The organism is Catellatospora tritici (assembly GCF_019083965.1).
Lineage (GTDB): Bacteria > Actinomycetota > Actinomycetes > Mycobacteriales > Micromonosporaceae > Catellatospora > Catellatospora tritici.
In genome coordinates this window covers 33,750-47,520 of sequence record NZ_JAHRCY010000005.1, presented here as the reverse complement: position 1 = coordinate 47,520, position 13,771 = coordinate 33,750, and the positions used below count along the sequence as shown (strand labels likewise).

Sequence of the window (13,771 nt, the reverse complement as noted above, 5' to 3'; positions counted from 1 at the left end):
CCGACCGCGCGCGGCGGCGCCCGGCCTGGACGCAGCCAGTCCTCGCGCCGCGGCAGGTCACCCGGGACGAGCACCGCCTTCCGGCCCGGTTTGGGGCGGGCCGCCGACGGGGTATCAGACCGGTCGGACCAGTTGGAGGAGGTGTGCCGTGAGCAGCGAACTCGCGGTGGCGTTCCTGGTGAGCCGGGAAGGCATCGAACAGGCGGAGCTGACCGAACCCTGGCGAGCCGTCGAGCAGGCCGGGGCGACCCCGCGCCTGGTGTCGCCCGAGCCGGGCAAGGTGCAGGCCTATCACCACCTGGAGCCCGCCGACGCCTTCGCCGTCGACGAGACCGCCGGTGACGCCGATCCGGCCCGGTACCGGGCCCTCGTGCTGCCGGGTGGTGTCGCCAACGGCGATCTGCTGCGCTGGCAGGAGCCCGCGCGCGAGTTCGTGCGCGGTTTCCTGGCCACCGGCGGACCGGTCGCGGTGATCTGCCACGGCGGCTGGATCCTCATCGACGTCGACGCCGTCACCGGACGCACCATCACGTCATGGCCGAGCATGGCGACCGACTACCGCAACGCCGGGGCGAACTGGACCGACCAGGAACTGGCCGTGTGCACGAACGGCCTGTTCCCGCTGATCAGCAGCCGCAAGCCCGACGACCTGCCCGCCTTCTGCGCCCAACTCGTCGACTCACTCAAGCACTAGTCGATCTCCGCTGCGCCGCGGCGGAGGCTGCAGTTTCGGGGAAACTGCTCGAAAGCGGGCCAAGATTCCGGCACTTTCCCCGAAACTGCGGCCACGGTGAGAGGACGGCGTGGGCGGGCCGGGTCGCGGTCCCGCCCACGCTGTATTTCACACCTGGGTGAGTCTGACCGCGTCCGCGATGACGTAGCCGGTGCCGCTGGTCCAGCGGCTGACCATGACCGCGTCGAAGTCCCCGGCGTTGAAGTTGAACGTGCCGAGGGTGCGCCAAGCACCGCCACCGGTGCGCTGGTCGACGTAGACGGTCTGATTGCCGCCGCTGGTGACCATGATGTACGGGGCCGAGTTGTTGTAGCCCGCGTTGGACGCGTACCAGGCCTCCACCCGATAGTTGCCCGCCGCCGGGATGGCGAACTTGTACTTGGCGGTGTCGCTGGCGCTGACCGGGTTGGCGTACCGGTAGTCCGCGCCGTAGCGGGTGGTCGAGTAGGTCGAGGTGCCCCAGTTCGTCGAGGCGGTGAACCGGCCCGCGGTCGCGTTGTCGACGATCGACGACCAACCGGGGGTGGGGTTCAGCAGGCGGGCGACGTCGGCCCGCATCACGTCGAGGTCGATGAACGAGGGGTCGATCTTTCCGGTGGTGCTGGTCTCGCGGTGGCCTCGGGCGTAGCTGGCGTCCCGGCCGAGGCGGCGCAGCACGGCGGCGGTGGCCTTGAGCGAGTTGTTGTACTGCGCGGCGGTCATCGCCTGGTCGGTGGCCTGGTCGCCGCCGTAGTCGATCTCCCAGCCGATCATCAGGGTGTTGCCGTCACCGGCCGGGATCGGGCCGCTGCCACGCGAGGCACCGGCGTGGTTGCACCGGTTGGCCGAGATGATGTGGAACACGCCGTTGTAGTCCACCAGCGCCTGAGCCAGCGGCCCCTGCAGGTCGGAGCGGCCGTTGATGACGGTGTTGAGCGCCGGGTGCGGGTTACTCGCGCTGGAGAACGCCGCGGTGTGGTGCCACAGCACGCCGATCGGGTCGAACGAGCCGGTGACCTTGCGGTTGAGCCAGTCGCCTTCCTCGACGACCGGAACGCCTTCTGCCCGCAGGACGTCGGCGAGCCACGGGATGCTGGCCATCAGGACTCCGTCATCAGGTCGGCGGCGCACTCCACGACGCGAGGCTTGGCGGCGGCGGCGGTCGCGGCGTTCGCGGCCTGCGGCGCCACGGTCACGGCTGCGGCGACGAGCACCGGCATGCCGAGGAAGGCGCGGCGTGGCAGCTGACGGGGTGGGCTTGGGTTCATGGCACTCCTTTTGCGAGGGAGGTGTGGAACCGGTGCCAGCACGATACGGCGCGACGCCCATCTATGTCGATAGTTGTCATAGTGGTTTCTTCGTATGAAGTTTTCTTTCTTGCCCCTCACCTGAACAGCGTGGGGCGGACATGCCCGTAGGCATGCCCGCCCCCTCACGACGGTTGCGGTCAGGCGCCGTAACTCGCCTGCAGCACGTTGAAGACGTTGCGGTGGCCGACCGTCTCCTGCAGTGACCACAGCAGGTCGGGATTGGTGTCGTCCTCCCAGTAGCTGATGCTCTCGCCGCCGCCGACCCAGGCGAAGGTGCGCGAACCGTCAGCCGGGGTCCAGTAGTAGAGCTGCTTGGACCCGGAGGAGTTGAACCACCAGCGGTTGTTGTGCGAGGCGACGCCGTTGAGCTTGTACCAGGGCAGCTGCAGCGCCTGCGACGCGGTGGTGGACGCGGCGAACGTGGTCGCGCCCGAGGCGAACGGGAACCGGATCGCCCGCGGCGCCCGGTTCGGGTAGTCGGTGCAGCCGGACTGGCAGGTGTACTCGGTCATCACGATCGACTTGCTCACCCGGTCCAGCGAGATCGACGACCAGGCCAGCGCCGTGACGCCCGAGGCGGTGCTCGCGGTGATCGTGCCGATCTGCGGCAGCACGTAGGCGTAGTTGTGGGCGTAGTAGGTGGTGGCGTTCACCCGGCCGATCTGGTCGGCGGTGCCGCCGGTGTCGGTCTTGAGGATCTTGCGCATGTCGAACACCCGCATGCCCCGGCCGGTGTCGGCGACGTACAGGTAGTCGCCGTACCAGGACACGCCGCCCGCGTGGATCGGGATGTCGCGGAAGTTCGGCGCCGCCGTGGTGCCGGTCGGCTCGACCAGCAGCACCTTGCGGTACTTGTTCGGGTACGTGGCGTCCCAGTCGACCAGCGTGATCCGGCTGCGCTCCTGCGCCCCGCCGCAGCTGTCCTTGGTGTACCAGCTGACCACGACCAACTGGTGGCCGTCGTAGTTGCCGCTGTTGGCGGTGCCGACCGCGTCGCGGCTGGTGGTGATGCCCTGCGGGTAGTTCGCGCAGTCGCCGTCGTCACCCGAGTCGAACTTGAAGCCGCCGTTGTAGCCGGCGATGCCGAGAGAGTCGGTGATGCCGGTGCGGTCGTGGTTGGCGTTGTCCATGACCGTGTGCACCGCCGCCGTGCCCAGGATGCCGACGAGCGCGGTGTTGAGGGCGTCGTACTGGTGGTAGTTGGCGGCCAGGGTGAACTGGCTGTTGGGCAGTGTGGTCGGTGCGGCCGCGGCCTGGGCGCTGGGTGCGGTCACCAGCGTGGCCACGAGCGTCGCCCCCGCCACCAGCCCGACAAAGACCCTGTTGCGTATGGACACCGTGGAAAACCTCCCCGATTGAGACAGAGAGTGCACCATACGCTCATTGATCTCTATGTTCAACCGTCGCGGACCCCGCCCAGCACGGTCAGGGCCGAGTGCGCCGCCGCAGCTCAAGACGGAACAAAAGGCTGGTGCCGGTGGCGGCGACGAGGCCGAACCCGTTGTGCAGCAGCACCTTGCGAGAGGCGTGATTGGTCAACGCGGTCTCGGCCCGCAGGCGGCTGAGGCCGTACACGGTTTCCGCGAGCTCGCACACCTGGCCGACGGACCGGGTGGCCAGGCCTCGACCGGCGAAGTCGCGGCCGACGCGGTAGCCGAGCTCCGCCTCCCCGTCGCTGATGTCGACCAGGTTGACCCGACCCGCGACCGCGCCCTCGTCGGTCATCAGCACGTGGAACAGGTCGGTGCCCGCCACCTGCATGCGCAGCAGCGCCTGGTGGCGGGCGGGATAGTCGGCGAAGAACTCGTCGCCCCGGTCGGCGATCGTGGCCGCGAAGTGCGCGCGGTTGACCGTCTCGAACTCGAGGACGGCGGCCAGGTGCTCGGCCCCGAGCTGCTGCAGTCGCACGCGCCGACCCTATCGGAGGCGCCGCCGCGCTCGGCCGTCAGCCTGCGGCCGGTGCGGCGGCGGGCCGGGCGGGCGGGTTGTGGCGGCGCAGCAGCAGCGCGTTGAAGATGACGATGATGGTTGACGCGCTCATGAGCAGGGCCGCCCACTGCGGTTGCGGCAGCAGGCCCAGGCTCGGGTAGAGCACTCCCGCCGCCACCGGGATGGCGAGCAGGTTGTAGATCGCGGCCCAGAACAGGTTCTGCTTGATCGTCGTGCCCGGCGTGATGGCCGTGATCAACGGAGGCCGGACCGTGGGCCGCGTGCTGGTGTGTCATCGTCGCACCTCACTGACCATGATCATCATTTGTGACGGTACCCCGAAAAGTCCCGTCCGGCGCGCCACCGCGCCGTCGACCCGACGATAGTACCCCCGGGGGGTATCGTCGACCGTGACGTCCGTCGCGCTCCGACACGCGTGGGGCGGACACCGACAGGCGTCCGCCCCACGTCCACACGAGCTGTCGACCGTCAGTTCTGCGGCCGAGCCACGCCCTTCCCGTCCAGAGCGCCGACCTCGCGCACCGCCGCGGCGATGGCCGAGGCGTCCTTGCGCAGGATCGCGCCGTGATTACTGGCGACCTTCGCACTGATCGCGATGTTCGGGTTGCGAACGGTCACCCGGTCGAGGCTCGCGCGGATCCGCTCCTGCTCGTCACTGCGGCTGCCGAAGGAGGTGCCCGAGGCGATTACATATCGCGCCGGGACGGCGATGGCGTCCAGCACCGGGCCCAGCGCGCTCTCGCGGGAGAGCTTGCCGAGCTCGATGTTGCTCTCAGCCTGCTGCGCGGCGGTCATCCGCGGGACCAGGCCGGTCGGGCGCAGCAGCGGCGAGAACCAGCCGATCCGCTTGAACAGCATGCGGATCCGCTGCTCCATGGCCTCGTCGAGCCAGTCGTGGGGGAACGCGCCGTCCACCATGACCGCGCCCACGGTCCGCTCCGGGTTCCGGTCGGCCCAGTGCGCCGCCACGACCGCCCCGTACGACCAGCCCACCACCAGTGCCCGGTCCACTCCCCTGGCCGCGAGCACTGCGTCGACATCCCGGACGGCGGCCTCGAAGGAGTAGTCCGCCGAGGTCTTCGACCTCCTGCCGCGCGCCCGCTCGTCGTAGGTGATGTGCCGCCATCCCGGCCCCAGTTCGGCGATGACTCGCCGCCAGTAACCCTGGGTGGCGAACTGGCCGTTCAGGTACACCACGGGCAGGCCGTCACCTCCGGGGTCGGTGACGGCCAGGGCCGTGTCGTCGATCTCGACCATGCCGGTCCACATGTTCCGCATCGCGCACTCCCGCTCTCGTTGTTTCTGATAACGGAAACGCTACGTTGCCTTCAATAATCTAGCAACACGTTCGTTGCTGAAATGCCGTGTTTCTCCAGCTAGATTTGATATTTTCGTTGCAACTACCTTGATCTTAATGCAACGAAAATCGCACTGAGCGTTGCAATGGTATGACGGTGAATGCTATATCGGCGCACCCTGTCCCCTCGACGAGACGCTCCCGTAGAGAACGCGCGAGCGGGCCGTACCGGAAGCACAGTGCTTCCGGTACGGCCCGCTCGGAGGCGGAACGCTAGGCCGTGGTGTCGTAGCTGTACCAGGCCGACGCGTCCAGCACGTCGGCCGGGCGCAGCGGCTCCCCCAGCAGCGTCACCATGGTGTCGTTGAGCCCCTGACCCGACGGCACCTGTTCGTCGCTCGCGCCCGGCAGGTACACGCGGCCGCCCCGGGCCAGCCACGCCTCCCACAGCCGGTCGATGTTGCAGTGGTTGAGGTAGAACAGCGGGTCGTTGGGCGAGCTGCCCGGCCCCATGTCCCCGCCGACCCACACGTGCACCCGGTTGTGCATCTGCGGACTGCCCGCCTGCTGCGGACGGCGCGGGTCGATCCACCCCTCCACCCGGTTGCGGAACCCGTCGGAACTGACGTCCCAGGGCAGGCTGTCGTAGGCGAGGTTCTCCTCCAGCGCCCACTTGGCGTCGTCGGGGGTGGGCAGGCCCGGCACCCCGGCGTCGGTGCCCGCCGCGCGCTGCAGCGGCCGGGGCGCGATCGACCACAACTGCGTGCCGTGGCCGACCAGCCGCACCCGGAACGGGCTCAGCGCGCCGCTGACCACGTCACCGCGCGACTCGCCCAGGCCCGCCTCGCCCCACAGCGAGCTGGCGTGCTGCTGCTCGGCTGGCAGGCCGCCGTCGGCGGTCCAGTCCCAGTACGGCAGCCCGGCCTCGGCGTCGCCGGTGACCCGCTGGAGCTGCTGCTCCAGGCGCAGCAGGAACATCCGGTGCCAGGGCAGGAAGATCGGGCCGCCGTGGGCCAGGTTGCGCATGGGCCGCGACGGGTTGCTGGGCATCTGCATGGACACGAAGTGCCACAGCACGAACAGGTCCCAGGTGGTCAGCTGCTGGTCCACGCCGTACAGGCGGAAGCCCGGGATGGACGGCGCGAGCAGCTGGTTGAGCTGAGAGGTGGTGTAGCCGGACTGCTCGGCGTTGAGCGCGACGACCCCGGCCAGGAACTTCTGCCGGGCGCTGTCGGAGGTCTGGATGTTGGCGCGTACGGCGGTCACCGGTGGTCCTCCCCATGCTCGTGGCCGTGCTCGTGCTCGTGCTCGTGGTCGTGCTGCTCCACCTGGGGCTGCGGTGCGGCGTGCTCGTGGCCCTCGGCGTGGTCGTGTCCGTCGGCGTGGTCGTGGCCCTCGGCGTGCTCGTGTCCGTCAGCGTGCTCGTGTCCGTCGGCGTGCTCGTGTCCGTCGGCGTGGGTCTCGCCCGGAGGGCAGGCGCAGCAGTCGCTGTGCTCGCCGACCAGGCAGCCCAGCTCGTCTATGGCCGGGGGCTGGGTGCCGAAGTAGTCCAGGACCCGCTTGCACAGGTCGATCGCCGACGGCAGCGCGTACTGCGGCAGGCCGTGGTAGTGCACGGCGCCGTTGTCCAACACCTCCAGGCCGCCCTCCAGCGGTTTGCCGTCGATCGTGATCGCGTACGTCGTCTCGATGCGGATCTCGTGCCCGTTGTGCACGGCCGTGCGCACCGACGACGACACCCCGTTCGTGCCGTGGCTGTGGCCATGCCCGGCGGTCGAAGGATCGGGCAACCCGTAGCCCCCGGCCCGCAGCGCGGCCGTGAAGTCGGTGGACCCGCCGCCGCCCTCATCCCTGACAAAACTCACTGTTCCTCCACCGTCCTACCGCGATCCCCGCTCATACGCGGGGCCACCGCACTGTGTCACCGCGCCCACGCGGGGGCAACGACGCGACGGCATTCGGACATCCGACGGCCGGGTCGACCGGATCAGTGGGTGTGCGCGTGGCGGGCGTACTCGTCGAGGCGGGTGGCGAGTTCGGTGGGGCGGCTGAGGGCCGGGGTGTGCGCGGTGTCGATCTCGTCCGGTGTCCTGCCCAGACGGTCCTGGGCGACGCGGCGCAGGTAGGCGGGCGGGAACATCCGGTCCCGGTGGCCGATCAGCACCCGGGTCGGCACGTCGGGCCAGACCGTCATCGGCGTCGGTTCACCGAGTCGTGCCTCGGACTGGGTCCGGCCGCGGCGCAACGCCTCGGCGGCCAGTTGCGCCGGCACGTCGTGGTAGAAGAGGTCGATCGGGTCGTCGTACTGCTCGTGCGCCTGGCGGGCGTACTCGGTGGCGGTCCAGTATTCGGCGGGTGCCTCCGCGGGTGCGGGGATCATCGGTGCCACCAGGACGAGCTGGCGTACCGGCAGGCGGGTGCAGACCAGCGGGGCGGTGAATCCGCCCAGCGACTGCCCCACCACGACCAGGTCTCTGCGGTCGCCGACCGCCGCCGCGACCGTGTCGGCGTACTCCGGCAGACCGGCGCTGTCGTCCTCGCAGGGCAGGTCCGGTGCCACGGTGTCGTGGCCCCGGGCGCGCAACTCGGCCTCCACCAGGTGCCAGTACCAGCCGACGTCTCCGGCCCCGTGAATCAGTACGAACGTGGTCATCCTCTACTGATACCCGTTTGCGGCGGCGTAGACACCACCGCGTGGGGCGACGCCGCCGCTACCGGGGCAGGTCGACCGGTCCGTAGCAGGTGCGCTCGGCACGGGTGGTGAGCGCCCAGTAGCGGTCGCCGTAGGACCAGTGCCACCACTCGGTGGGGTAGTTGACCAGTCCCGCTCCGCGCAGCGCGGTGGACAGGATCTCCCGGTTGCGGCGGGCCTGCGCCGACACCCGAGGCGACGCGGTGAAGCAGGCGTCCTGGCTGGCCAGCGGGGTCGCGTTGACCTCGGTGCCGAGGTCGAGCTCGACGCCGTCCTCGGTGCACAGGGTCAGGTCGACGGTGCCGCCGGTGCTGTGCGGGGCGACCTGCGGCGGCGAGACGTACTTGCTGGCTTCGACGTGCAGGCGGGCGTCGTCCCAGTCGGGGCGGACCTCGCGCAGCTGCTCGCGGTACTGCTCGAAGTAGGCGGTCTGCAGCCGCAGCGGCCGGTACGCCTCGATGACGAGCAACCGCAGCCCGCCGGGCAGGGTCCGCTGCGCCCGCAGCAGCCGCTCGACGGTGCCTTCGCGCAGGTGGGCATAGGCCCCGGCCGCGTCGGCCAGCCGTCCATCCACCAGCAGTCCCGGCACCTCACGCAGGTCGACCAGGCACTCGCCGTTGTCACCCAGGGGAACAGCCGCGATACGCGGGTCGGACAGCAGGATCATCGGTGACTGGGCGACGGCAGGCGCGGGCGGGCTGGTCAGCAGTTCGGTCATGAGCACAGCTCACCGCAGTCGGCGTTAGCCCGGCATGAGCGCGAACGCTCACATCCCGTTCACACCGCCGGTGTTCCGGTCACCATGGCTGGCGCGTGACGCCGTCCAGCTCGGCGACCGCGGAACGGTCCTCCGCCGCCAGGATTGTGAGCATCCGTTCGGCCTCGACCAGCGTCGCATGCTTACCGGTCGCCGTGGCGTCCTCCGGGTGAGGGGTCTCCAGCCACAGGCGCCCGTCGTCGCAGCTCAGCTGAACGACGGCACCGCTCGGACTCGACGCCGACAGCCAGGACCCGGTCCGAGTCGGCAGGCGCCGCAGCACGTCGATGACCTCGGCCGAGGTCATCGGCTGTCCCTGACCGACGATGGGACCGCTGGGTAGGGCTTCGTAGGTCACGTCGAGGATGCCGGATTCGTTCGGCACGCCCGGGACGTCGTCCCCGCGCAGCAGCCGCAACCCATCGAACCGGCCCGTGGCCCGGTCGCCGGCGAGCAGGCGGTGCCCGTCGCGCGTGATCCGCTGCGTACTGCCGTACGCCTCGACCTCCAGCGTGGCGCCGGTCGGCAGCCAGGGCAGTTCGATGGCGGCGAGGGCGGTGACCGGCATCGGGTCGAGACTGCGGACGCGGCGGCCCAGGTCGATCGTGGCCGTCACCTCGGGCTCCGCCGGGTCGTACGCGACATGGGCGGCCAACCGCCCGAACCTGCGGCGTTTCCAGTCCAGCCGGACGTGGATGCGACGGCCGGCCGAGCCGTCCCAGTCGACCTGGAGCCCTTCGGCTCGCAGCGCCGCGGCGATCTCCACGCCGATCTGCTCGTCCGGCAGTTCGGCGAACCCACCGAACGCCAGCCACAGGCTGCCGCCGTCGGCCATGCGCTCGGCATCCTGGGCGTGGTAGAACACGTAGCCCCGGGCTGCCTGGTCCTTGCCCCGCTCGTCCGCGATCTCGGTCGTGCCGCAGTTCTGGCAGCAGGCGAAGTCCTCCCGGGCCACGATCCCGGACATGTCGAGGGTGCGGAAGGCGTCCGTGAGCCGGTCCGCGTCGGTCCGTTCAGGCCACCTGTCCTGCTCCGCCAGATGCGCGGCAAAGGCCGGACCGACCAGGCGCCACGCCAGCGCGCGCAGTTCGGCGGGTTCGGCTTTGCCGTGCAGGAATTCCGTCACGCCGGTGACGATCCGGGTACAGGTCTGACTGCCGAGGGCGACCTGCCAACGGACGTGGTGGGCCGCGAGCTGTACTTCGGCATCTTCGAGTGGCACGCCGGGCAACGTAGCAGCAGCGCGCCCGGCTGATACGTCCGGTGCACGACGTATCAGCACCCGGCTCCGGGGGCTCTGTCTGGCACAGGGCACCAAACCAGAGGAGAGCCGCATGAACTACCAGCCCGCCATCAACCAGTACAACGTGGGCGCCAGCGCGACCACGGCCGCACTGCAGGTACACCTGCTCGCAGCCGTCTGGCCAGGAGCCGCGCCGCAGGTCAACATCGTCGTCGACGGCACGATCGCCGCGGGCGGGGTGCGACCGGACTACGACAGCGCCACGAACACCATCACCATCCGACACAACGCCGCCGGGCCCGAGGACATCCTGGACAACCTGCTGTTCGAGGTGAACAACGCGCTGAACCCGAAGGTCGCGGCGGCCGCCGCGCTGTCCAAGGCCACCCCGGTCGGCGACCTCGGCAACCAGAAGATCATCGCCGAGTACGACACGTTCAAGCTGTACGTGCGCGATCTGGCGACCATCTTCGCGCCCGGCGGCAACGCCAACAACTTCCCCGCGCTGGTCGGGGGCGCGCACGCCCTGCCCGCGCAGGCCCTGGCGACGATCAACAACTGGATCGCCACGTACGCGCCGATCTACGCCGCCTACGGCGCGGGCGCGCCTTTCGCGGTGCACCCGACCGCGAACCTCATGCCGCTGCCTGCCGTACCGGCAGCGCCGGCGGGACCGTTCGGGGCGGGCGGGGCGGCGGTCGCCGCGGAGCAGGCCGCCATCCTGCAGTTCGGCACCACGATCCACAACCCGGGCGCCGCCGGCGAGCAGTTCTACCTGGGGCTGCTCACCAGCAAGCAGGTGTACGGCTACGAGCTGGTCCGCAACTGGAACGTGTCGCAGCTGACGACGTACGTCAAGGCCATCGACCCGGCGTACGTCAACGTCATGGCGGCCAACCAGATGAAGCCGATCAAGCTGGCGTGGGAGGACGAGCGGCGCTTCCGGCCGTACCTGTTCGAGCAGGCGATGGCGCTGCTGCCGGTGCTTGCCCCGGCGGGGGCGCTCGGGCAGAACCACCAGTTCGACCCGGGCATGGTCCAGGTCGCCCTGGAGGAGGCGAGCCGCGCCGTCTCCGACCGGTGGGAAAAGGGCGACCTGTCCAAGGTCAAGCCGGTGGTGCCGTGGCTGCAGCCGGGACAGGCCCTGCGGGTCCAGGTCGACCTTCTGCGGATGAACGCGGCGCCCGCGCTGCCCGCCATCAACCTGTCGCGGATCCGCTGACCACTGTCGCGGATCCGCTGACCAGGTTCGGCATCGGCGAGGGCGCCGAATGATACGGAAGGCCTCCCGGTTTCGGGAGGCCTTCCTCCGTTCGGGCTACCGTGGCCGCACAGTCGTCCTTGCGACGATCGTCCGGGGTATCACCGCTGCTCGATGCCTCTCTATTCTGTAGTAGCGGTCCCATCACGACACAGGAGCGCCCGTGTTCCACCTCGACGCGACGACGCACGGTCCGGTCGGCCGTGCCGTCCCGGCGCGACCGGCGCCGGGTGACGAGCGGGTGGAGACACAGGCGCACGCGAGTCGGCCCCGGCGGCGAGACCGGCCTGGGTTCAGGCCGGTGCCGTGGACCGGGGGCCGGGATCGGCGTATGGGCGGCAGCGGTCAGATGAGCGTCCAGGACGTCTGGACCGGTCCGTCGTCCTGGGGGTAGCAGCAGAGCCGCAGGTGCCCCCGCGCGACACCAGTCGCGCAGAAGCGACCCAACGCGTCGGCGTCGACCCAGGTGGGGCCGTCGGCGTGGTCGACCCGGATGCGGGCGCGCTGGGGCGGCACGAGCTGCCCGGTCAACGCGACCGTGGCGCCGGTGACGGCCGCCTCGACCTCGATGGTCAGGTCGCCCGCGGTGAACGTGAACAGGTCCGGCGGGGTGTCGCCACGGACGCCCGCCAGTTCCACCTGCTTGACCAGTTGCGCGAGCGCGGCGTCGGTGTCGCGCCAGGACAGCGCCTCCTTCGCCATCGTCAGCAGGTGCGTCGGCACGGGGTCCATCCGCGAGGCCAGCCCACGCAGTTCGGTCGGGTTACGGTCGTGGTCATGCGGCATCGCTGCTCAGCCTCCTGCGGAGATGGTCCAGGCAGCGTGCTCTCGTGGGGCCGATGCTGCCGATGGGTATGTCCAAGGCCGCGCTGACCTCGGCGTAGCTGGGTGGTGGGTCGAGCAGCAGCAGCCGCAGCACCGCCTGGCACTGCGCGGGCAGCTCACGTACGGCCTGCCACAGGGCACGGTCGCGCTCGCGGCGCAGCAGGTCGTGGTCGGGCGCGTCGCCGACGGTGTCGCGCGGCTCCAGCGTGGTCAGGTCCCCGACGGGCAGGTCCCGCCCGGCCCGGCGCAGCACCGCCAGCGCCTCGCGCCGGGCCGTGGTGGCCAGCCAGGAGCCCAGCCGGTCCGGTTCGCGGATGGCGCCCAGGTGCTCGACCAGGCGCAGCCAGGTGGCCTGGAAGACGTCGGCGGCGTCGGCCGAACCCAGGCGGTGGCTGCGCGCCACCGCCCAGACCAGCCCGGAGTAGGCGTCGACCAGCGCGTTCCAGGCCTGCTGGTCGCCTGCGGCAGCCCGTTCCAGCAGCGCGCCCGTGTCCGGTTCGGGCAGCATCGTCTCCTGCGATCCCTGGCTCATGACAGCCCCGGGTATCCGCCGATGGAGCGCAGCGCCGCCGTGGACAGGACCGACTTGAGCGCCACCTCGGTCGAACCGCTGCGGGCCGTCTGCTCGGCGAGCAGCCCGACCACGTGCGGGGTGGCGAACGAGGTCCCGCTCCACAGCGCCCAGCCGGTCGGGAACTGGCTGTGCTTGACGAACGTGCTGGTGATGTCCTCGCCGGGCGCGATGACGGTGACCCAGGGGCCCGCGTTGCTCCAGTCGCACAGGCCCTTGCCGTCGTGCGCGGCGACCGCGACGATCTGTCCCGCCCACGGCTGCGCCGTGCCTGCGAACGCGGCGGGCCAGAACGGGCGGTCGCGCAGGCCGTCGTTGCCCGCCGCGGCGACGACGAGCCGGTCGCGCCCGGTGAGCAGCTGCCCCAGTGCCACCGACAGCGCCAGCGGCGGTTGGTCGTCGAGGGTGTAGCCGCCCAGCGACAGGTTGATCAGCTTCTCGTCGCTGACGCGGTCGAACGAGGCGATCAGGTCGGCCTCGGTACACAGTCCGAAGGTGTCCAGCAGACGCACCGCGCGGACGTCGGCCTTGGCGGTCTGCGCGGCGATGACGCCGATGATGAAGTTGGCGTGGCCGACGTCGCCGTCCAGCACACCGTCGTCGTCGACGTCGGTGTCGGTCTCGAAGTCGGCCGCCGTGGCCGTGTACGCGTGCGACGGCAGCGGGCTCTCGCGCCACACGCCGGTGTCGATCACCATGACCGGCACGTCCCGGCGCGGCTTGTCGACCGTCGGCGAGGTGGTGGGCTGGGCGGCGGGCTGCGGGGGTCCGAACGGGCCGCCGTGCTCGAACGGGGTCGACACGAACACATGGTTGGGCGCCGCGACGGTGCGGTCGTCGCCGTCACGTGCGGCCGCCTGCCGTACCTTGCGGGCGGCGGCGGGCACGTCCAGGCCGTCCGCGGTCAGCCGCAGGAGGCCGGGCGCCACGACGGTCTCGTTCACCCGGTCGGTGTGGCCGAGGCCGCCGAGCACCCGTTCGGCGGACTGCCGATGGTCGGTGAGCACCAGCAGTTCGTTGCGAGCGAACCAGACGGGCCTGCGACCGGCGCGGGTCTCCTGGCCGAGCCAGGGCAGCTCGGCCATCCTCCGGGCCCGCCGGTCCTGCCAGCGGTGCAGGCGGTCCTGCGACATTGCCATCGTGGTCCTCCAGG

16 protein-coding genes are annotated in these 13,771 nt (G+C 70.6%); 2 read left to right on the top strand and 14 right to left on the bottom strand.

Going from position 1 to position 13,771, the window contains the following annotated elements; all coding sequences use genetic code 11:
- Positions 1-148 precede the first annotated feature (148 nt).
- Complete coding sequence (locus KUA19_RS12505; protein ID WP_217396126.1) at positions 149-694, top strand: type 1 glutamine amidotransferase domain-containing protein; 546 nt, start codon at positions 149-151, stop codon at positions 692-694.
- A 147-nt stretch (positions 695-841) separates the two neighbouring features.
- Here KUA19_RS12505 and KUA19_RS12500 read toward each other — a convergent pair whose 3' ends face one another.
- The 11 genes from KUA19_RS12500 to KUA19_RS12450 all read right to left on the bottom strand — a co-directional run bounded on the left by KUA19_RS12500 (position 842) and on the right by KUA19_RS12450 (position 9,940).
- Entirely contained in the window at positions 842-1,813 is a 972-nt protein-coding gene (locus tag KUA19_RS12500; protein ID WP_217396125.1) for a golvesin C-terminal-like domain-containing protein, read from the bottom strand.
- Complete coding sequence (locus tag KUA19_RS12495; protein WP_217396124.1) at positions 1,813-1,980, bottom strand: hypothetical protein; 168 nt, start codon at positions 1,978-1,980, stop codon at positions 1,813-1,815. The genes KUA19_RS12500 and KUA19_RS12495 overlap by 1 nt, the downstream gene beginning before the upstream one ends.
- A 179-nt stretch (positions 1,981-2,159) precedes the next feature.
- A complete protein-coding gene (locus tag KUA19_RS12490) occupies positions 2,160-3,359 on the bottom strand; it encodes a hypothetical protein (RefSeq protein ID WP_217396123.1) in 1,200 nt (399 codons plus the stop codon).
- An 88-nt stretch (positions 3,360-3,447) separates the two neighbouring features.
- Positions 3,448-3,930, bottom strand: a complete 483-nt coding sequence (locus KUA19_RS12485; RefSeq protein ID WP_217396122.1) for a GNAT family N-acetyltransferase — start codon at positions 3,928-3,930, stop codon at positions 3,448-3,450.
- Between the two features lie 37 nt (positions 3,931-3,967).
- Positions 3,968-4,210: a hypothetical protein gene (locus KUA19_RS12480; protein WP_217396121.1), complete on the bottom strand. Its 243-nt coding sequence runs from the start codon at positions 4,208-4,210 to the stop codon at positions 3,968-3,970.
- 230 nt (positions 4,211-4,440) lie between these two features.
- Entirely contained in the window at positions 4,441-5,250 is an 810-nt protein-coding gene (locus tag KUA19_RS12475; RefSeq protein ID WP_217396120.1) for an alpha/beta fold hydrolase, read from the bottom strand.
- A 292-nt stretch (positions 5,251-5,542) separates the two neighbouring features.
- Positions 5,543-6,535: a tyrosinase family protein gene (locus KUA19_RS12470; RefSeq protein WP_217396119.1), complete on the bottom strand. Its 993-nt coding sequence runs from the start codon at positions 6,533-6,535 to the stop codon at positions 5,543-5,545.
- Positions 6,532-7,134: a hypothetical protein gene (locus KUA19_RS12465; RefSeq protein ID WP_217396118.1), complete on the bottom strand. Its 603-nt coding sequence runs from the start codon at positions 7,132-7,134 to the stop codon at positions 6,532-6,534. Before KUA19_RS12465 ends, KUA19_RS12470 begins: the two co-directional genes overlap by 4 nt.
- Before the next feature lie 122 nt (positions 7,135-7,256).
- The gene (locus KUA19_RS12460) at positions 7,257-7,922 is read right to left on the bottom strand and encodes an alpha/beta fold hydrolase (protein ID WP_217396117.1); all 666 of its coding nucleotides are present in this window, start codon (positions 7,920-7,922) and stop codon (positions 7,257-7,259) included.
- A 58-nt stretch (positions 7,923-7,980) separates the two neighbouring features.
- Complete coding sequence (locus KUA19_RS12455) at positions 7,981-8,679, bottom strand: M15 family metallopeptidase (protein ID WP_254549189.1); 699 nt, start codon at positions 8,677-8,679, stop codon at positions 7,981-7,983.
- Positions 8,680-8,758: 79 nt separating this feature from the next.
- Positions 8,759-9,940, bottom strand: coding sequence for a DUF6891 domain-containing protein (locus KUA19_RS12450; protein ID WP_217396116.1), 1,182 nt, complete (start codon positions 9,938-9,940; stop codon positions 8,759-8,761).
- A 112-nt stretch (positions 9,941-10,052) separates the two neighbouring features.
- Here KUA19_RS12450 and KUA19_RS12445 point away from each other — a divergent pair, with 112 nt between their 5' ends.
- Complete coding sequence (locus tag KUA19_RS12445; protein ID WP_217396115.1) at positions 10,053-11,183, top strand: hypothetical protein; 1,131 nt, start codon at positions 10,053-10,055, stop codon at positions 11,181-11,183.
- 384 nt (positions 11,184-11,567) lie between these two features.
- On the opposite strand, the gene KUA19_RS12440 is transcribed toward KUA19_RS12445, so the two are convergent.
- From KUA19_RS12440 to KUA19_RS12430, 3 genes are read right to left on the bottom strand one after another with little or no spacing between them, the layout of a single operon-like run.
- Positions 11,568-12,008, bottom strand: coding sequence for a hypothetical protein (locus KUA19_RS12440; RefSeq protein WP_217396114.1), 441 nt, complete (start codon positions 12,006-12,008; stop codon positions 11,568-11,570).
- Positions 11,998-12,552: an RNA polymerase sigma factor gene (locus KUA19_RS12435; protein WP_217396335.1), complete on the bottom strand. Its 555-nt coding sequence runs from the start codon at positions 12,550-12,552 to the stop codon at positions 11,998-12,000. Before KUA19_RS12435 ends, KUA19_RS12440 begins: the two co-directional genes overlap by 11 nt.
- 23 nt (positions 12,553-12,575) lie before the next feature.
- Positions 12,576-13,757, bottom strand: coding sequence for a S8 family peptidase (locus KUA19_RS12430; protein ID WP_217396113.1), 1,182 nt, complete (start codon positions 13,755-13,757; stop codon positions 12,576-12,578).
- Positions 13,758-13,771: the final 14 nt, after the last annotated feature.